This window comes from Erwinia aphidicola (assembly GCF_014773485.1).
Taxonomy (GTDB): domain Bacteria; phylum Pseudomonadota; class Gammaproteobacteria; order Enterobacterales; family Enterobacteriaceae; genus Erwinia; species Erwinia aphidicola.
In genome coordinates this window covers 449,079-467,993 of sequence record NZ_JACXBP010000001.1, presented here as the reverse complement: position 1 = coordinate 467,993, position 18,915 = coordinate 449,079, and the positions used below count along the sequence as shown (strand labels likewise).

Genomic DNA, 18,915 nt, shown 5'->3' with positions numbered 1-18,915 from the left:
ACGGAATGGGAAAAACAGTCAATAGAGGGGCGGTAGGGTACCGCCCCTGGATATCAGAAGCCGAGGCTGTCCAGCAGGTCATCGACCTGGTCCTGGCTGGCTACCACGTTTGGTGCCGCAGCATTAATCTGCGGACCATTGAGCAGGCTGTCGGTATCTTTTTTCGCCCGCATACTCTGGTCTGGAATGTTCTCCATCAGGACCGTCAGCAGCTGACGTTCAATCTCCTGGATCACATCCATCATACGTTTTATCACCTGCCCGGTCAGATCCTGGAAATCCTGAGCCATCATGATTTCCATCAGCTGGGCGTTGGTGAAGCTGGTATGCTGCGGCACTTCGTCGAGATAACCACGAGTATCCGAAACCAGCGAGCGGGCATCTGCCAGTTCGATAGGATTTTCAAACCACTCATCCCAGCGCCCTTTCAGCGTTTTCGCTCCATCTTCCAACACCGTCTGACGCGGCTGTGCAGCCTCCACGCAGTTAAGCGCGCGCTCTGCCGCCTGCGCGGTCATCTGTACCACATAATCAAGGCGATCGCGGGCATCTGGGATCGCTTCTGCCGCTTCGGCAATAGCATGATCCAGACCCAGCTCTCGCAGACTGTCGCGCAGCATCCGCGTCAGTGAACCAATTTTGGAGATAATGTCCTGTGCCGAAGCAGCATCAACATTTGGTTTCGGAATTGCGTTCATGTTGGCTCCTTACATACCCAGTTTTTCGAAGATCTTGCCTAATTTCTCTTCCAGGGTAGCCGCAGTGAAGGGTTTAACCACGTAGCCGCTGGCGCCCGCCTGAGCCGCAGCAATGATGTTCTCTTTCTTCGCTTCCGCCGTCACCATCAGGACCGGCAGTTTGCTCATCGTGGCGTCCGCACGAATGGTTTGCAGCAGCTGCAGACCGTCCATATTGGGCATGTTCCAGTCAGAGACCACGAAGTCAAAACCCCCGGCGCGCAGCTTATTCAGCGCATCAACGCCGTCTTCTGCTTCTTCAACGTTGTTGAAACCCAGCTCTTTTAACAGGTTACGGACGATACGACGCATCGTGTTGAAGTCGTCTACCACCAGAAACCGCATATTTTTATCGACCATACTTACTCCCGTTTTTTGTCGCTCGCGAGGACCGCGTTGTTAGATACGCAACGCCTGTCCGGCGCTAATTTTTGCCAGCATGTGCTGACTGATTTGGTGAAGATCCACCACTTCACTGGCTCCCCCGAGGGCGATTGCCTCTCGCGGCATACCAAATACCACACAGCTCGCTTCGTTCTGGGCGATGGTCCAGGCACCGGCTTTATTCATCGCCAGCAGCCCGGCAGCCCCATCGTTACCCATTCCGGTCAGGATCACGCCAACGGCGTTCCGACCGGCGTACTGCGCCACTGAGTTAAACAGCACATCGACCGACGGCTTATGACGATTCACCGGCGGGCCTTCATTCAGTTTGACCTGGTAGTTTGCGCCACTGCGCGCCAGCTCCAGGTGCATCGCGCCCGGGGCAATATAGGCATGGCCGGGCAGAATACGTTCGCCATCTTCCGCCTCTTTCACCGTAATCTGACACAGCTTGTTCAGACGTTCGGCAAACGAGCGGGTGAAGCCTGGCGGCATATGCTGGGTGATCAGCAGCGCCGGGCTGGTGGCCGGTAACGGCTGCAGCACGTGCCGGATCGCCTCGGTGCCGCCGGTCGACGCGCCAATCGCAATCAGCTTTTCACTACTCAGCAGCGGACCCGCTTTCAGCATCACCGGCGCGGGCGTTGGGCCACGGGTGTGCAGACGTGCGCGGGAAGCGGCACGCACCTTATCGGCAATCATCTGGCTGTAGGCCAGCATCCCTTCGCGGATCCCCAGCGACGGTTTGGTGACAAAATCCACCGCCCCCAGCTCCAGCGCGCGCAGCGTGATCTCAGAGCCTTTCCCGGTCAGGGAGGAGACCATCACCACCGGCATCGGACGCAGGCGCATCAGTTTTTCAAGAAAATCGAGGCCATCCATCCGCGGCATTTCAACATCCAGCGTTAACACATCCGGGTTGAACTGCTTGATTAAATCCCGCGCCACTAACGGGTCCGGCGCGGATGCCACCATCTCCATATCGGCATGGCTGTTGATAATCTCGGTCATCAGCTGACGCATCAGGGCAGAATCATCAACGCACAACACTCTGATTTTACTCATTATCTTTCCTTAGTCAGTCCATAGACCGTCTGGCCACGCAGATAGAACTCTTTACTGATCTGGCTGAAGTTTTCTGAGTGTCCGGCAAACAGCAGGCCGCCTGGTTTCAGTAACGGAACAAAACGCCGTAAAATTTTCTCCTGCGTCTCTTTATCAAAGTAGATCATCACGTTACGGCAAAAAATCACATCAAACGGGCCGGAGAGCGCCCAGTCGTTAGCCAGCAGGTTAAGCTGGGCAAAGCTCACCATATTTGCCAGCTCCGGACGCGCGCGCACCATGCCCTCATGCGGGCCGGTGCCGCGCAGGAAGAAGCGCTGCATCTGCTGCGGTGACAGCGTGCGCAGCTCTTCCTGGCGGTAGACGCCGGACTGCGCCTTCTCCAGCACCTGAGTGTCGATATCCGTGGCATGGATCTGGAATTTACCCGGACCGGTGCCCAGCGTTTCGGCCAGCGTCATGGCGATGGAGTAAGGCTCCTCACCGGTGGAGGCCGCCGCACACCAGACGTTGTAACTGCCGGGGCGACGCTTCGCGTGCTCCGCCAGGATAGGGAAGTGGTGCGCCTCGCGGAAAAAGGCCGTCAGGTTGGTGGTCAGGGCATTGATAAATGCCTGCCACTCCGCGCTGTTCGGGTCAGTTTCCAGTAGCGCCATATAGCGACCAAAATCGTCGATATTTAACGTACGTAACCGGCGCACGAGGCGGTTATAAACCATCTCCCGCTTGTGGTCGGCGAGGACGATGCCAGCTCGCTGATAAATCAACTGACTGATACGCTTAAAGTGCGTATCGGATAACGGCAGACGCTGCACCATCTGTGACAGCAGCGTTGCGGTTTCCGGTGGAGCTAACAACGTCGTTTTCTTCATGTAGCCATCCTGCCAACTTCAACCCAACGTTTCTGCGTGGGCGAAACACAACCGCGCTCCGCCCCTACTTTAGGGGTCGACCCTCTTTTTCGGTCGCCCCGTTAACTGGCAGACCGGCTATTTCGGCCGACCGACCTTATTGTGACGTGTTAAAATGTTTCCCAATGCTCGTCTGAGCTGGCTGCCGGTAACGCTTTACGCGCCGCCGCGGGTGCTGCCAGCACTTGGGAAACGTTGCCCCTGTTGTTATTAACGGCCGCGATGACATTTTCTTTACGAATTCGGAACACGGCGACCGCCTGAGTCAGTCGGCTGGCCTGATCTTCGAGCGAGGCCGCCGCCGAAGCGGACTCTTCCACCAGCGAGGCGTTCTGCTGCGTCACGCGGTCCATCTCGGTGACGGCGGTGCCGACCTGGTCGATGCCCTTGCTCTGCTCGTCAGAGGCAGAGGCGATTTCGCCCATGATGTCGGTGACGCGGGTCACCGCATTGACGATATCGGTCATTGTCTCTCCGGCGCTCTCCACCAGCACCGAGCCGGTATTGACGCGGGATACCGAGTCTTCAATCAGCCCTTTGATCTCCTTCGCCGCCTGCGCGCTGCGCTGGGCGAGGTTACGCACTTCGCCCGCGACCACGGCAAAGCCACGCCCCTGCTCCCCGGCACGCGCCGCTTCTACCGCGGCATTGAGGGCCAGAATGTTGGTCTGGAAGGCGATGCCGTCGATGACGCTGGTGATATCGGCAATTTTCTTCGAACTGCCGGCGATGTCGTTCATGGTTTTCACCACGCCATCCACCACTTTGCCGCCCTTCTGTGCGGTTTCAGAGGCGCTCAACGCCAGCTGTGACGCCTGGCGGGCGTTCTCGGCGTTCTGCTTCACCGTCGCGGTCAGCTGCTCCATGCTGGCCGCGGTCTGCTCCAGCGAGGCGGCCTGCTCTTCGGTACGCGCAGAGAGGTCGTTGTTGCCGGCGGCGATTTCGCTGGCGCCGGTAAAGATGGCATCGGAACCGTCGCGCACGTCGCTAACGGTTTTTACCAGCTCCTGCTGCATGTGATGCAGGCTGGAGGCCAGCTGCGCCATCTCGTTGCGTCCTGTCACCTCAATACTCTGCGTCAGGTCGCCGCTGGCGATACAACGGATATGCTCGATGCTCTGTTTCAGCGGACGCAGCAGAATGTGGTGGATACCGCTCCACACCAGCGCGATGGTGGCGACGGAAACCAGCAGAATAATCAGCAGCACCCAGATAGCCTGGTGATAAGCGCGCTCGTTCTGCTCGGCACCCGCCGACAGCAGGGCATCGGTATTTTTCAGCCAGTTGTCATAGGCCGCTTCAAAACCGTTCTGGAAACCGGTAGTAGGCTGGTCGACAAACCCTTTGAAGTCACCTTTGGCCAGCATGTCGCTCAGCTCAACCAGCGCGTCATGCAGGATTTTATAGTGCTCGCTCACGGCCTGAACGTGCGGCAGTGCCACGACATCCGGCGGTAACTCTTTGGTGTACTCAGCAAACTGCGTTTCTGCGGTGGTCAGCTGGCTTTTCGCCAGCGCAACCAGTTCCGGGATCGTGGCGCCGCTGCCGTTATTGCTGGCATCCAGCTGATAGCGGATCCCGGCGCGGTTAAGCGTATTACGTGTCTGAACCAGTGCTATCCATGCGGCGGTAAGATTGGCCTGCTCCAGGCGAATCTGCTGAGTCAGCGCGAAGTTTTCCTTATCTCCTTTCAGAGACTGGAAAAACAGCCCGCCCGAAATCAACTGTAAAGAACCAAACAAAACCAAAACCAGCACCAGGCTGGTTACCACTTTCATACTCTTGAACATACCTTTCCCCAGTTGGATAGCTACTGCTGTGTTTTATCGGCAATCGCGGGGGGATCTTTATGGCGCTCGGATGGATTAAGGTCGAGGCATGCCTCGACCCTACATATTTCGTGTAGGGGTCGGGCATGCCCGACCCTACGTATTACGTGTAGAGGTCGGGCATGCCCGACCCGTTTGGATACGGAATTTAAAACGTTTCCCAATGGCCGTCGTTGCTCACCGGGTTAGCGGACTCAACGCTGGGCTTATTCAGCAGCGGGCGCTTTAGCACGGCAGCCGGGGCCGCCTGCTGGTGCGCAATGCGGAACACGGCGACCGCCTGGGTCAGTCGGCTGGCCTGCTCTTCGAGCGAGGCGGCCGCCGAGGCGGACTCTTCCACCAGCGAGGCATTCTGCTGCGTCACGCGGTCCATCTCGGTGACGGCGGTGCCGACCTGGTCGATGCCGCGGCTCTGCTCGTCGGAAGCCGAAGCGATTTCGCCCATGATATCGGTGACGCGGGTCACCGCATTGACGATATCGCTCATGGTTTCACCGGCGCTCTCCACCAGCACCGAGCCGGTGTTGACGCGGGATACCGAGTCTTCGATCAGTCCTTTGATCTCCTTCGCCGCCTGCGCGCTGCGCTGGGCGAGGTTACGCACTTCCCCCGCCACCACGGCAAAGCCACGCCCCTGCTCCCCGGCACGCGCCGCTTCTACCGCGGCATTGAGGGCCAGAATATTGGTCTGGAAGGCGATGCCGTCGATGACGCTGGTGATATCGGCAATTTTCTTCGAGCTGCCGGCGATGTCGTTCATGGTTTTCACTACGCCATCCACCACTTTGCCGCCCTTCTGCGCGGTTTCAGAGGCGCTCAACGCCAGCTGTGAGGCCTGGCGGGCGTTCTCGGCGTTCTGCTTCACCGTGGCGGTCAGCTGCTCCATGCTGGCCGCGGTCTGCTCCAGCGAGGCGGCCTGCTCTTCGGTACGCGCGGAGAGGTCGTTATTGCCGGCGGCGATTTCGCTGGCGCCGGTAAAGATGGCATCAGAGCCGTCGCGCACCACGCTAACGGTGCGCACCAGCTCTTGCTGCATATGCTGCAGGCTGGCGGCCAGCTGCGCCATCTCGTTACGCCCCTCTACGGTAATGGGCTGCGTCAGATCGCCGCTGGCAATACGCCGGATATGACCGATGCTGCTCTGCAGCGGCAGCAGCAGAATATGACGGATGCCGCTCCACACACCGCCAATTGCCAGCAGTGACACCACCAGCACGATAACCAGCACCCAGATCGCCTGATTGAAGGCATGCAGATTCTGATCCGCACCGGCCTGCGCCTGCGCATCGTTTTTGCTCAGCCAGCTGTTATAGGCATGGCTGAAACCATCCTGATAACGCTGGGTTGGCTGATCGAAGAATTCGCTAATCTTGCCGTCGTTCATCAGCTGGATCAGCTGCGCCAGCGCGTCGTGCAGGATGCGGTAGTTTTCCTGAATAGCGCGCACGTTTTCGGCGCTTTTGCCCTGTTGCGACAGGTGAGAGTCCCAGGTGGCGTAGCTTTTCTCTGCGATATTGAGCTGTTCCTGCGCCGCCGCCAGCAGCTGTTTAACGCTGTCGCCGCTGCCCATATGATTAGCATCCAGCATGTAGCGGATCCCGGAACGGTTAAGGGTATTACGTGCCTGAATCAGAGCGATCCAGGACTGGTTGAGGGCGGACTGCTGCAGCCGCAGCTGCTGGGAGACGGCGAAATTATCTTTATCACCTTTCAGCGCCTGGAAGAACAGACCGCCGGTGATTAACTGTAATGAACCAAAAAATGCCAGCACCACTATCAGGCTGGTAACGACCTTCATACGCTTAAACATAATGTTCCTTATTAATCGGTTAAGGCTGCTGTTATCGGCAATCGCGGGGGGATCTTTATGGCGCTCGGATGGATTAAGGTCGAGGCATGCCTCGACCCTACGTATTACGTGTAGAGGTCGGACATGCCTCGGCCCTACGTATTACGTGTAGGGGTCGGGCATGCCCGACCCGTTTTGGCTACGGAATTAAAACGTTTCCCAATGACCGTCGTTGCTCACCGGGTTAGCGGGCTTAGCGCTGGGCTTATTCAGCAGCGGGCGCTTTAGCACGGCAGCCGGGGCCGCCTGCTGGCGCGCAATGCGGAACACCGCCACCGCCTGGGTCAGACGGCTGGCCTGATCTTCGAGCGAGGCCGCCGCCGAGGCGGACTCTTCCACCAGCGAGGCATTCTGCTGCGTCACGCGGTCCATCTCGGTGACGGCGGTGCCGACCTGGTCGATGCCGCGGCTCTGCTCATCAGAAGCCGAAGCGATTTCGCCCATAATATCGGTGACGCGGGTCACCGCATTGACGATATCGGTCATGGTTTCACCCGCGCTGCCGACCAGCTGTGAGCCGGTATCGACGCGCGCTACCGAGTCTTCGATCAGTCCTTTGATCTCCTTCGCCGCCTGGGCGCTGCGCTGGGCGAGGTTACGCACTTCACCCGCCACCACGGCAAAGCCACGCCCTTGCTCCCCGGCACGCGCCGCTTCCACCGCGGCATTCAGCGCCAGGATATTGGTCTGGAAAGCGATACCGTCAATAACGCTGATAATATCGGCAATTTTCTTAGAGCTACCGGCAATATCATTCATGGTCTTCACCACGCCATCGACCACCCGGCCCCCCTTCTGTGCCGTTTCGGAGGCATTCAGCGCCAGCTGTGAAGCCTGGCGGGCGTTCTCAGCATTCTGCTTCACCGTCGCGGTCAGCTGCTCCATGCTGGCAGCGGTCTGCTCCAGCGAGGCAGCCTGCTCTTCAGTGCGCGCTGACAGGTCATTATTACCCGCAGAGATTTCGCTGGCGCCGGTGTAAATCGCGTCTGAACCATCGCGCACGACGCTGACGGTCTTCACCAGCGCCTGCTGCATCTCATGCAGGCTGTTCGCCAGCTGCGCCATTTCGTTGCGCCCGACCGCAACGATATTTTGCGTCAGGTCACCCTCTGCAATGGTCCTGATGTGCGCAATGCTGCTTTGCAGCGGGCGGATCAAGATGTTACGCAGGCCATACCAGCACAGCACGATCAGCGCCACCACCAGAACCATAACGCCAGAGATCAGCCACAGCATCTGCTCGTAGGCTTTCTCGTTCTGCGCCGCGCCCTGCTTGCTCAACATTGCCTGCTGGTCACGCCACTGGACATAGGTGCTCTGCATCACTTTCTGCTTCGCTTCGATATTCATTTTGAACATCGCATCCAGCTGTTTGTCATCCATCAGCTGGATCATCTGCGTCAGCGTCTGCACGTAAACGTCATAGCTCTGCTCCAGGCGCTCAACCAGCTGACTGTCCATGCCCGGCGTTTCCGGCAGGGCCTGATAAGCGGCGTAAGTTTTAGCCGCCAGCGCAAGCTGCTGTTTGGCCTGGTCACTGAGCATCTTCAGGGAGGCGCTGCTGCCCGAGTTGGCCGCTTCGCTCTGCAGGCGCAGCATGCCGCGGTTGAGCGTAATGCGCGTCTGGTTCAGCGTGACCCAGGCGTCGGTAAACAGCGCCACGTTATCGCTGGCGGCTTGAGATACCGCAAAGCTGTTTTTATCGTGAGTCAGCGCATTGATAAACAAGCCGCCAGAAGCTAACTGTAACGTGCCGAAAATCACCAGAACCATAATCAGGCTGGTGACGACTTTAATCCGCGTGAACATAAGAAACCCTTGGTATGTATGATGAATAGAATAACGTCTAATGGTATCGGTTCCCCGGCGGAGAACTTTATGCTGCGCAAAGTTAAGTAACTAAAAGATCTTAGCCCTCTCCTCCCGGCACTTAAGGCAAAGCAATGTGGGGTATCACTGCAAAAAAAAGGGGTGACCCAAAATACGGCCACCCCTTACGCAATCGTTATTGCTGAATATTATGCGCTGCGCAGCGTATCCATCAGCGCCATCTCTTCGCTGCTCAGCAGCTTCTCGATGTCGACCAGAATCAGCATACGCTCACCGAGCGCGCCCAGACCGGTCAGATACTCGGTAGACATGGTGACGGCAAATTCCGGGGAAGGACGGATCTGATCCTGCGTCAGCGACAGCACATCAGACACGCCGTCCACCACGATGCCCACCACGCGCTGCTCCAGATTCAGCACGATCACCACGGTGTTGTCGTTATAGTCGACGTCCGGCTGGGCAAACTTAATACGCAGGTCGATAATCGGTACGATTACGCCACGCAGGTTGGTGACACCCTTGATAAACGCCGGGGTGTTGGCGATGCGCGTGACCTGATCGTAACCGCGGATCTCCTGCACCTTGAGGATATCAATCCCGTACTCTTCATCACCCAGCGTAAACACCAGGAACTCCTGACCCACGGTTTCGCCGGCGAGTTTAGTGACAGTGGCCATTCCAGTCATAATGCTACCCTTAATCAGTTATTGTCAGGCTGCGGCTCCCGCCACACGCTTTTCACGGTTCAGAGACTGCAGTGCAGAGACGTCTACAATCAGCGCCACGCTGCCATCGCCAAGGATGGTGGCGGCGGAGATACCCGGCACTTTGCGATAGTTGCTTTCCAGGTTTTTCACGACCACCTGGTGCTGGCCAATCAGCTGATCAACCAGCAGCGCGTAGCGTTTACCGGCGCTCTGCAGGATCACCACAATGCCCTGCGTCGCTTCGGTTTTCGCACCCTGCACTTCAAAGACGTTCCACAGCTCAACCAGCGGCAGATATTCGCCGCGCACTTCCAGCACGCGTTCACCGCCCGCCAGCGCTTTCAGGTCATCCGCCAGCGGCTGCAGGGATTCCATCACCGCATTCAGCGGCAGGATAAACACTTCGTTGGCCACGCGCACTGACATGCCATCCAGAATTGCCAGCGTCAGCGGCAGCAGGATACGGATCGTTGTGCCCTTGCCCTGCTTCGAGGAGATCTCAACGTGGCCGCCCATCTCCTGGATATTACGTTTCACCACGTCCATGCCCACGCCACGACCGGAGACGTCAGTCACCTGCTCGGCGGTGGAGAACCCCGGGGCGAAGATCAGCATGCCGACCTCTTCGTCGCTCATCGACTCGCTGACCGGCAGGCCGGAAGAGAGCGCTTTGGCGAGAATACGTTCGCGGTTCAGACCGGCACCGTCATCGGTCACTTCGATGCAGATGTTGCCGCCCTGGTGTTCCGCTGACAGCGTCAGGTTGCCCACCGCGTGCTTGCCGACTGCCTGGCGTTTTTCCGGTGTTTCAATCCCGTGATCCAGGCTGTTACGCACCAGGTGCGTTAACGGGTCAATAATGCGTTCGATCAGGCTCTTATCCAGCTCGGTCGAGCTGCCCATCAGCGTCAGTTCGACTTCTTTGCCCAGCTTGCTGGCAAGGTCGCGCACCAGACGCGGGAAGCGGCTGAAGACATACTCCATCGGCATCATACGAATCGACATCACCGACTCCTGCAGGTCGCGCGCATTGCGCTCCAGCTGGCCCATGCTGTTCAGCAGGTCGCCATGATTGACCGGGTCCAGCTCGCCTGAGCGCTGCGCCAGCATTGACTGGGTAATGACCAGTTCGCCAACCAGGTTGATCAGCTGATCGACCTTCTCAACCGCTACGCGAATACTGGTTGATTCATTCACCTTCGGGGCAGCAGGCTTTTTCGCCGCTTCGCGCTTCAGCGGAGCAATCTCGCTCACGCTGGCCAGTTCCGCTTCGGCGCTGGTAACCGCAGCCACCGGTTCAGCCACCGGCTGAGCAGCAGCCGCAGCGCTGATATCCACCACCTCAGCTTGCGGGAAGTGGATTTGCGATTCGTCGATAACGAAGCACAGCACCGCGACGATATCGTCTTTACCCACTGAGGAATCCAGTGAGGCTTCGAGCGTGTTCTCGCCCTTAACGGCTGCGGAAACCGTACCCAGATTGCCCAGCTCTTCCAGCATCAGGTCGGCTTCGCCCGCTTTCAGGCCGGTCAGTTTGATCCGCAGACCGCTGGCAGCAACCGCCACAGCCGGAGCAGCGTCAGTCGCCACCGCAGGGGCCGGAACCTCACCTTTCGCTTCCAGCGCCAGCTGACGCAGCGCCTGACAGATATAGGCAAACGTCGCCGCATCGGGTTCCGAGGCAGTCTTATACGCATCCAGCTGTTCTTGCATAATATCTTTGGTTTCCAAAAACAGGTTGATGATATCGGTGCTCAGCTGCATTTCGCCGCGTCGCGCACCGTCGAGAATGTTTTCCAGAATATGCGTGGTTTCCTGTAATACAGTAAAACCAAAGGTACCCGCTCCGCCTTTAATCGAATGGGCCGCACGGAAGATAGCGTTAAGCTGTTCCGAATCTGGTTCCTGCGGGTCAAGACCCAACAGGTGTTGTTCCATGTCCGCCAACAATTCGTCGGCTTCATCAAAGAACGTCTGGTAAAAATCGCTGATATCCATGCTCACGGTATCACCTCGGCTGTGAGTCGCGATCGGTCTGGGCCGCCGGTGCGGGTGCCGCAGGTAACGATGTTACCGGGGCATTCGCGCTGACAGGCTCAGCCTGTGAGTGTTGAGGGTCTTGGTTTTTGCTGGCATCAGAAGGAACTTCCGGTGCCGCTATCGTTTTAAGGCTACTTGCATCACTAATCTGTACCGCATCACTTTCGGCATTTTCACGCTCGATCTGCGCTTCCGTGTCATGGTTTAACACCAGCAGGCTGATGCGGCGGTTAACCGCATCGTTGCCACCACGGTTCTTCAATTTCATGGTGTCAGCCATGCCCACCACACGCAGCATCTTGCCGCTGTCCAGTCCTCCCAGCATCAGCTCGCGTCGGGACGCGTTGGCACGGTCGGCAGAGAGTTCCCAGTTACTGTAACCCCGCTCCCCCCCGGCATAAGGGAAGTCGTCGGTATGTCCCGCCAGGCTAATCCGGTTGGGGATATCATTCAGAATCGGGGCAATCGCACGCAGGATATCGCGCATGTACGACTCCACTTCGGCGCTGCCGGTTTTAAACATCGGGCGGTTCTGGCTGTCGATAATCTGGATACGCAGCCCCTCTTCCACCATGTTAATAATCAGATGCGGACGCAGCGCACGCAGGCGCGGGTCAGCCTCTATCAGCTGGTCGAGCTTTTCCCGCAGGCGGTTAAGACGAATTTCATCCAGCTTGCGCTTCTGTGCATCCATATCGACCACTTTATGCACTTCACCCTCCTTCTCGACCGGATCTTTACCGCCGCCGGGGATCGGGCTGGAGCTGTCGCTGCTGCGCTGGCCGCCGGTCAGCGCCACTTTCAGCGGCGTTTTAAAGTAATCGGCAATCTGAATCAATTGTTGAGGACTTGAGATAGAAATCAGCCACATCACCATAAAAAAGGCCATCATTGCCGTCATAAAGTCGGCGTAGGCGATTTTCCACGAGCCGTGCGAGCCGGCATGCTTATTCGACTTTTTTCGCTTTACCAGCACAATGGGGTGATTGTTATGCTTCATGCGTCTTGATCCGAAGTCTGCTTATTGGATTTCGCATTACGAACGTGCTCTTCCAGCTCGCTGAACGACGGTCGATCCGTTGAGTACAACGTCTTACGACCAAACTCCACCGCGATCTGCGGGGCATAACCGTTCAGGCTGGAGAGCAGCGTCACCTTAATGCACTGCATCATCTTGGTGGTCTCGGCACACTTCTGGCGTAAAACCCCGGAGAGCGGGGAGATAAAACCGTAAGCCAGCAAAATACCGAGGAAGGTGCCGACCATCGCGTTGGCGATTAGCGCACCGAGCTCAGCCGCCGGGCGGTCCGCAGAGGCCAGGGTGTGAATCACCCCCATTACCGCGGCCACGATACCGAACGCCGGCAGTGAATCGCCCATCGTTCCGAGCGCCGTTGCCGGCACATCGCACTCGTGCTCGTAAGTCTCAATCTCTTCATCCATCAACGCTTCAATCTCAAAGGCATTCATATTGCCGCTGACCATCAGGCGTAAATAGTCGGTAATAAAGTCCACTAATCTTTTATCGGCAAGAATGCGCGGGTAATTAGCAAAAATCTCACTTTCCTGCGGATTTTCGATATCGCGCTCCAGCGACAGCATCCCCTGCTGGCGCGATTTGGCCATCAGGCGGTAGAGCAGCGCCATCAGATCCATATACACCGACTTGTTATATTTCGAGCCGCGCATCAGCAGCGGCAGCGACTTGAGCGTCGCTTTAATCGCCTTGCCGTTGTTGCCGACAATAAATGCGCCAATGCCGGAGCCGACAATAATCAGCACCTCCGACGGTTGATATAATGCGCCAAGGTGGCCGCCGACCATTGCGAAGCCGCCCAACACCGATCCGAGGACAAGGATATAACCCAATATAATCAGCACGAAAAATCCTTACGCTGTAAACGTGTGGGTGGAAGTTAAGCCAGAATTTGGCAGGCGCATCGCCAGGCGTGGGGCAAAAAAAAAGCAGCGGTCAAAGACCGCTGCTGGATTCACTCCACGTGGCGAACACTATTAAACGGCTTGTTTAACCTGTTCATCCAGCAGTTGTGAATTGTTATCGGCAGATTCTGCGATAAGTTTACGTCTTTTTACCGCTCGGGACGGCGGCTGGCAAAGGCTGCAGGTGAAGCTGCCAACAGGCTGGTGTGCGTGGTTAATAAAGCTGCCACCGCAGCATTTGCAGCCGGCTAATTCCAGCATACCGCTTTCAACAAACCGGACCAGGGTCCAGGCGCGCGTCAGCGCCAACAGCGGGCCCTCGTCCTGTTGCGGACACTGCTCCAGGTATAAACGGTAGGCTTTAATCACCGCTTCAACACCGGTGCATAATCCGCTTTTGATCAGGAACTGCCAGGCGTTACAGAACATCGAAGCATGGATATTCTGCTCCCACGTCATAAACCAGTCAGTCGAGAACGGCAGCATGCCTTTTGGGGGTGGGCTTCCACGCAGCTCTTTATATAACTTAATTAAGCGGCCGCGGCTCAGCTGTGTTTCACTTTCTAACATTTGCAGGCGCGCACCCAGCGTGATTAATTCCATCGCCAGCTGAATGTCACGCGCTTCCTGAACAATACTTTTTTCGCTCATTAGCTCGCCGCCCTTCTTTTCGGTGTCTCGTCATCTTTTGAGACATCACGTAATAAACGACTGGATAACAGGATACCGGTATGGATCTGCTGTAAATCATCCACACGAGATTCACGAGTCAAACGGCTAATCGAATTGTGATCGGTGAAACGGAACTGGCAAACCAGCTGATTGGTTTCCGCCAGCTTGACCATTTCAGGCAATGTTAAACCCGCCAGAGCATCGGCCATTGATTCATCGATGCCCAGCCGAAACATGGCCGAAGCTTTTTCCTGGTTAATTAAACGTTGTGCAAGCAATAAATATGACAAGTTGATGTCGTAAATATGTTTGAGTAATTCTGATGTACCCATTTTTTTCCATCCTGACTGACACTACTTTTAACGTGTGCGGTCAATGCCGCTACCATGGTTGCTGGTTGGTAAATCTAAAGATGGCAAAAATTTAGTGGCAGAAGCCAAATGCTTGCTAAGGCTGTCTTGTTTTTCGCAGAAACCAAGCCAGGAAATAATCATGAACTCATTTTGCCAGTGGCCATTCCTGAGCCCTCTCTTCCCTGACTCCATCCGTGACTTCTTGTTACATTCTTTTAAGACTATTCCGAAAACAAGGCAACTCTATCCCCTCTGATTTCGACATACAACGAGAGCCTACCTGAATTTTAGATAAAGTGTGATCTAGATCACACTTTTAAGGCAAATAATTCAGAAAAAACCATCAGCAACCCTGTTGATTAGCTCACTAACTAATCATTTCAGTCAGTTTTTGTAAATTCCGCCCGGTAAGTAACCATCTTCGAACGAAAACCAACGCGCGTGGAATTTTAAACGCAAGGAGAGCAGCGAGGCGGCACGTGGCAGCATAAAATTCATAAATAAGACTATTTGTAAGACTTTTATACTTTAAATAAGGTGTTTTACACCACCTTCAGGTAGTTACTTACAGTGAATATACGAAAGCTATTCGAAGGTAAAAATGTGACAAAGGTCAGGTTTTTGCAATGGAGTGATAGCGATTTGTAAGCAGGAGGCGCCTGATGTTCAGCTAATGCCTGTAGATGTAAATAGGCGTTACATAAGGAGTGTGAATGTTTTTCGGATTTTTCGGGTAATTGCTTATTTTAGTATCGGCAGACTGGCGCCAACCTTTAGGGAAAAGTGGCTTTCTTATGTTTTTTCTGAAGCAAGTGGGCGTTTTTTCTGCAAACTGCGTCAGAGAAGCGTTAAGCAGCGTGAGGATTGGTTAAAGCGGGATAAGGAAAATCAGGGGCCGCAGCCCCTGTTGGTCAAACATCTTGTTTACACTGGACCGATGTTTCAGGCCAATTTTGGTAAGGAAGTCACGTTACTCTGCTGGCTCTTTACCCGGCCATCCTGCGGCAGCGCCTGCAAATCACGCAGGTAGCTCTCACGCCAGTGGGTAATGTCATTGCTGCGCAGCACCGCCATCATGTCGTTGTAGCGCGAGATCCTTTCGGTGCGTGACATGGTCAATGCCTGATTAAGCGCCGCCGCCACATCATCGCGGTCATAAGGATTGACGATCAGCGCCGAGGTCAGCTCATTAGCGGCACCGGCAAAGCGCGACAGCACCAGCACGCCCGGGTCATCCGGATCCTGCGCGGCGACATACTCTTTCGCCACCAGATTCATGCCGTCACGCAGCGGCGTCACCAGCCCGATATCCGTCAGGCGGAAGATTTTCATCAGCAGGCGGCGGTCAAAGTGCTGATTGAGGTAGTAGAGCGGCGTCCAGCCCAGCGTGCCATATTTACCATTAATACGGCCCGCTTCAGTTTCCAGCGTATGACGGATATCCTGGTAAGCCTGCACGTCGCCGCGCGAGGTGGGTGCAATCTGCGAGTAGCGGATTTTGCCATGATGCTGCGGATAGTTCTCCAGCAGCGCCTCGTAGGCGAGAAAGCGTTCCGGCAACCCTTTCGAATAGTCGAGGCGCTCGCAGGCGATAATATTTTGCGCATCGCCCAGGTCTTTCTTCATCGCCACCATTTTTGGCGGTAGCGGCCCTTCTGCCATCTCTTTGATGCTGTCAGGTTCGATACCGATTGGGTAAACCTCGGTAGTGAAGCGGTTGCCGAAGGCGCGATGCTGTTTGCCCTCGCTCTGCATCGGGGTCAGCAGTGAAACGCTCTCGAGGAACGCCAGGCGGTCACTTTCCGTCTGGAAGCCCAGCAGATCGTATTCGCACATCATCTCCAGCAGGTCGGCGTGCGGCGGCAGCGCGTTGAAGATCTCCGGGGTCGGGAACGGGATATGCAGGAAGAAGCCGATGCGGTTATTTACGCCCAGCTTGCGCAGTTCGGCGGCAAACGGCAGCAGGTGGTAATCGTGGATCCACAGAATATCGTCTTCTTTCAGCAGCGGCTGCAAGCGCTGTGCCAGCTGCTTGTTGACGCGGCAGTAACCGTCCCAGGCTTCACGCTGGAAATTCACCAGGTCGAGACGGTAGTGGAAAGCAGGCCAGAGCACCGCGTTGGAAAACTGCAGGTAGTAGAGATCGTAATCATTCTGATCGAGGCCGAAGGAGGCATAAGTAATACCGTCCTGCTCCAGCATGTTCAATTGCTCTTCATCTTCTCCAATTTCATTGATCTCACCGTTCCAGCCAAACCACATGCCTCCGGTGGTCTTCAGGGCATCAACAATGCCAACGGTCAGCCCTCCGGCACTGGCCTTACTGCCATCAGGAATGGCAATACGGTTAGATACGACTACTAAGCGACTCATAACTTTGACTCCTCACCGACGTTGTTGCGTCTTGATCTAGTTTTATTCGGGTCTGTTCCAGCCAGCGGTAAACGGCATCAACATCAGACAGACGTCCGCGCGCGGCGGTGGCTCCAGAGCCGACTTTAATTGAGATACCGTCCATGGCATTGACCACGTCAAAACCTGCTTCGTCAGTCAAATCATCCCCGATAAACACCGGGATACGGCCGGCAAACGGAGGCAGTTGCATAAAATCGTTAATCGCGGCGCCTTTGTTCACGCCCCGCGGCTTCAGTTCGACCACGCATTTTCCCGGCTGTTGTACCAGCTCGGGGAAACGCGCCACCAGCGAGTCGGCCAGCGTTTCAATCGCCTGCTGATACTGCGGTGCCTGGCGATAATGCAGGGCAAACGCCATACCTTTACTCTCCAGCCCGGTGCCCGGCAGAGCGGCTATCGCCTGCTCCAGTTCACGGCTGAGGATCGTCACAGTGCCCGGGTCAAGGGCAATGCGCGTTATTTCATTCTGAAGATTGCGCCGCTCAGCACCATGCACGCCGGCCAGCGGAAAACGCGCCGGAGCGACCAGGGCATCCAGTTCACTTATCGGGCGGCCGGAAACCAGCGCCAGCGCAGCATCACAGCTTTGCGCCAGGTGCTGAAGGTCAGCCACCACCGCAGCAGGGACGGAAACCTCATCCGGGCGCGGTTTAATCGCCGCCAGTGTGCCATCCACGTCAAAGAAGAAGGCGTAGCGCGCTTCTGCCTTAATTGGGGGAACGAAATCTGCTTGTTTAGTCACACATTCCTCCTGATTAATGGTTCAGAAAGATGCTGTGCAATGAGGGTAACTGCGTGGTCTGACGGGGACGGCGTAGAGCAGTTGCCTGTCGTCTGACGTCGAGAGGGATCGTGGTTTTCCTACCGCGTCGACCCTCAGTGCGGACAACATCAGCATTAAGTATAGAAGGGTTTCCAAATCCTGCCAGAAAATCAGGCAGTAACCGCTTTCTGCCACAGCGCGTTGACGTCTATCCCCGGCCAGTGTCCGGCTTCTTCCGGCCCGACAATGCTTTCCGAGGCGTGCTGGCTGGCGAGATCGACCTCGTACGGCGTCAGCCGTTTGCCGCTGTTTAACGACCAGAAAATGCACACCTTCGGCTGCAGCAGCGAGTGTTCACCCGGCTCGGTCACTACGCCAAGCAGCCCGTTGGAGAGCCTGACCAGTGAGCCAACCGGATAGATACCGACCGCTTTGACAAATGAGTGCAGCAGCTTACGATCAAAATGGCCGTGCCAGTTAGCCATTTGGTGCATTGCACTGGCCGGGTTCCAGCCCGCTTTGTAGGGACGGTCGGAGGTGACGGCATCATAGACATCACATATTGAAGCCATACGGGCGAGCAGAGAAATCGCATTGCCGCGTAGCCCGTGCGGATATCCCGTGCCATTGATCTTTTCGTGATGATGCAGTGCCACATCCTGTAAATCTGCATCGGCACCGCTGATACGCAGGATCTCCGCGCCGGCCACCGGATGGATCTTCATCTCCTCAAACTCTTCCTCCGTCAGCCTGGCAGGCTTGTTGAGGATTGCCAGCGGCACCGCCGCTTTGCCTACGTCGTGCAGCAGCCCCGCCATCCCGGCACGTTTGGTCTGATGCTGATCCAGCTTCAGCTGTGCCGCCAGAGAAAGCATCAGCGCACAGACCGCCACCGAGTGCAGGTAAGTGTAATCATCGTGCGATTTTAGGCGCACCACGCTCAGCAAAGCGGCGGGATGGCGGCTGAGCGAGCCGGCAATATCATTGACCAGCGGCAGCGTGCTGTTTGCATCGATAGTTTTGCCCATGCGCGCATCGCTGAACATGTCCATCACGGGCCCTTTCGCCGCCAGGCAGATTTTCTGCGCCTGCGCCATCTCCCCGCGCAGGGTGACGGGCTGGCCGCGATCAACTTCCGGCGACTGATAGCCAGACGGTGCCTCAGCCTCAGGCAGCACCACGTTTTCGACTATCCCGGTCTTCACCTCAACGCCGCGCCCGCGCGACAGGTCAATCCACACTTCACGCACGCCGCTGTTCTGGATGACCTTTATCTGCGTCTCATCCGTCAGCAGCATTTCATTGCCGACCAGCGGGTGTTTCAGCCAGAACACATCAAGCTTATAAAGGTACATACCCAGCCGCAGTTCGTTCACCGCAATACCGACGATCATCCCGCCTCCTCAAGTCTGAGTGAAT

16 protein-coding genes are annotated in these 18,915 nt (G+C 56.4%); all 16 read right to left on the bottom strand.

What is annotated here, in order from left to right; all coding sequences use genetic code 11:
• Nucleotides 1-53 precede the first annotated feature (53 nt).
• The gene (gene cheZ, locus ID864_RS02210; RefSeq protein ID WP_048915806.1) at nucleotides 54-698 is read right to left on the bottom strand and encodes a protein phosphatase CheZ; all 645 of its coding nucleotides are present in this window, start codon (nucleotides 696-698) and stop codon (nucleotides 54-56) included.
• 9 nt (nucleotides 699-707) lie between these two features.
• Nucleotides 708-1,097, bottom strand: coding sequence for a chemotaxis response regulator CheY (gene cheY, locus ID864_RS02205; protein WP_048915805.1), 390 nt, complete (start codon nucleotides 1,095-1,097; stop codon nucleotides 708-710).
• Between the two features lie 39 nt (nucleotides 1,098-1,136).
• A complete protein-coding gene (locus ID864_RS02200; protein ID WP_048915804.1) occupies nucleotides 1,137-2,186 on the bottom strand; it encodes a protein-glutamate methylesterase/protein-glutamine glutaminase in 1,050 nt (349 codons plus the stop codon).
• Nucleotides 2,186-3,058 carry a protein-glutamate O-methyltransferase CheR gene (gene cheR / locus ID864_RS02195; RefSeq protein ID WP_048915803.1) on the bottom strand — a complete coding sequence of 291 codons (873 nt, stop codon included), beginning with the start codon at nucleotides 3,056-3,058 and terminating at the stop codon, nucleotides 2,186-2,188. Before cheR ends, ID864_RS02200 begins: the two co-directional genes overlap by 1 nt.
• A gap of 149 nt (nucleotides 3,059-3,207) precedes the next feature.
• Nucleotides 3,208-4,887, bottom strand: a complete 1,680-nt coding sequence (locus ID864_RS02190) for a methyl-accepting chemotaxis protein (RefSeq protein ID WP_048915802.1) — start codon at nucleotides 4,885-4,887, stop codon at nucleotides 3,208-3,210.
• 187 nt (nucleotides 4,888-5,074) lie between these two features.
• Nucleotides 5,075-6,736, bottom strand: coding sequence for a methyl-accepting chemotaxis protein (locus ID864_RS02185; protein ID WP_191149342.1), 1,662 nt, complete (start codon nucleotides 6,734-6,736; stop codon nucleotides 5,075-5,077).
• A 186-nt stretch (nucleotides 6,737-6,922) separates the two neighbouring features.
• A complete protein-coding gene (locus tag ID864_RS02180; protein ID WP_048915800.1) occupies nucleotides 6,923-8,584 on the bottom strand; it encodes a methyl-accepting chemotaxis protein in 1,662 nt (553 codons plus the stop codon).
• A 209-nt stretch (nucleotides 8,585-8,793) separates the two neighbouring features.
• On the bottom strand, nucleotides 8,794-9,291 hold the full coding sequence (cheW, locus tag ID864_RS02175) for a chemotaxis protein CheW (protein ID WP_048915799.1): 498 nt from the start codon (nucleotides 9,289-9,291) through the stop codon (nucleotides 8,794-8,796).
• A 24-nt stretch (nucleotides 9,292-9,315) separates the two neighbouring features.
• Nucleotides 9,316-11,310, bottom strand: coding sequence for a chemotaxis protein CheA (cheA, locus tag ID864_RS02170; RefSeq protein WP_048915798.1), 1,995 nt, complete (start codon nucleotides 11,308-11,310; stop codon nucleotides 9,316-9,318).
• 10 nt (nucleotides 11,311-11,320) lie between these two features.
• Complete coding sequence (gene motB, locus ID864_RS02165; protein ID WP_048915797.1) at nucleotides 11,321-12,352, bottom strand: flagellar motor protein MotB; 1,032 nt, start codon at nucleotides 12,350-12,352, stop codon at nucleotides 11,321-11,323.
• A complete protein-coding gene (gene motA / locus ID864_RS02160) occupies nucleotides 12,349-13,233 on the bottom strand; it encodes a flagellar motor stator protein MotA (protein WP_048915796.1) in 885 nt (294 codons plus the stop codon). The genes motB and motA overlap by 4 nt, the downstream gene beginning before the upstream one ends.
• A 132-nt stretch (nucleotides 13,234-13,365) precedes the next feature.
• Nucleotides 13,366-13,944 (bottom strand): flagellar transcriptional regulator FlhC, encoded by a 579-nt coding sequence (flhC, locus tag ID864_RS02155; protein ID WP_048915795.1) that lies wholly within the window; start codon nucleotides 13,942-13,944, stop codon nucleotides 13,366-13,368.
• Complete coding sequence (flhD, locus tag ID864_RS02150) at nucleotides 13,944-14,297, bottom strand: flagellar transcriptional regulator FlhD (protein ID WP_048915794.1); 354 nt, start codon at nucleotides 14,295-14,297, stop codon at nucleotides 13,944-13,946. Before flhD ends, flhC begins: the two co-directional genes overlap by 1 nt.
• Nucleotides 14,298-15,260: 963 nt before the next feature.
• Nucleotides 15,261-16,691, bottom strand: a complete 1,431-nt coding sequence (gene otsA, locus ID864_RS02145; protein ID WP_048915790.1) for an alpha,alpha-trehalose-phosphate synthase — start codon at nucleotides 16,689-16,691, stop codon at nucleotides 15,261-15,263.
• Nucleotides 16,666-17,475 carry a trehalose-phosphatase gene (otsB, locus tag ID864_RS02140; protein ID WP_191149341.1) on the bottom strand — a complete coding sequence of 270 codons (810 nt, stop codon included), beginning with the start codon at nucleotides 17,473-17,475 and terminating at the stop codon, nucleotides 16,666-16,668. The genes otsA and otsB overlap by 26 nt, the downstream gene beginning before the upstream one ends.
• 191 nt (nucleotides 17,476-17,666) lie before the next feature.
• Complete coding sequence (locus ID864_RS02135) at nucleotides 17,667-18,890, bottom strand: HD-GYP domain-containing protein (protein WP_062818238.1); 1,224 nt, start codon at nucleotides 18,888-18,890, stop codon at nucleotides 17,667-17,669.
• Nucleotides 18,891-18,915: the final 25 nt, after the last annotated feature.

Bases quoted from the DNA above. Each gene is read 5' to 3' on its own strand.
- cheZ (WP_048915806.1), bottom strand. From the start codon at position 698: ATGAACGCAATTCCGAAACCAAATGTTGATGCTGCTTCGGCACAGGAC.
- cheY (WP_048915805.1), bottom strand. From the start codon at position 1,097: ATGGTCGATAAAAATATGCGGTTTCTGGTGGTAGACGACTTCAACACG.
- ID864_RS02200 (WP_048915804.1), bottom strand. From the start codon at position 2,186: ATGAGTAAAATCAGAGTGTTGTGCGTTGATGATTCTGCCCTGATGCGT.
- cheR (WP_048915803.1), bottom strand. From the start codon at position 3,058: ATGAAGAAAACGACGTTGTTAGCTCCACCGGAAACCGCAACGCTGCTG.
- ID864_RS02190 (WP_048915802.1), bottom strand. From the start codon at position 4,887: ATGTTCAAGAGTATGAAAGTGGTAACCAGCCTGGTGCTGGTTTTGGTT.
- ID864_RS02185 (WP_191149342.1), bottom strand. From the start codon at position 6,736: ATGTTTAAGCGTATGAAGGTCGTTACCAGCCTGATAGTGGTGCTGGCA.
- ID864_RS02180 (WP_048915800.1), bottom strand. From the start codon at position 8,584: ATGTTCACGCGGATTAAAGTCGTCACCAGCCTGATTATGGTTCTGGTG.
- cheW (WP_048915799.1), bottom strand. From the start codon at position 9,291: ATGACTGGAATGGCCACTGTCACTAAACTCGCCGGCGAAACCGTGGGT.
- cheA (WP_048915798.1), bottom strand. From the start codon at position 11,310: ATGGATATCAGCGATTTTTACCAGACGTTCTTTGATGAAGCCGACGAA.
- motB (WP_048915797.1), bottom strand. From the start codon at position 12,352: ATGAAGCATAACAATCACCCCATTGTGCTGGTAAAGCGAAAAAAGTCG.
- flhC (WP_048915795.1), bottom strand. From the start codon at position 13,944: ATGAGCGAAAAAAGTATTGTTCAGGAAGCGCGTGACATTCAGCTGGCG.
- flhD (WP_048915794.1), bottom strand. From the start codon at position 14,297: ATGGGTACATCAGAATTACTCAAACATATTTACGACATCAACTTGTCA.
- otsA (WP_048915790.1), bottom strand. From the start codon at position 16,691: ATGAGTCGCTTAGTAGTCGTATCTAACCGTATTGCCATTCCTGATGGC.
- ID864_RS02135 (WP_062818238.1), bottom strand. From the start codon at position 18,890: ATGATCGTCGGTATTGCGGTGAACGAACTGCGGCTGGGTATGTACCTT.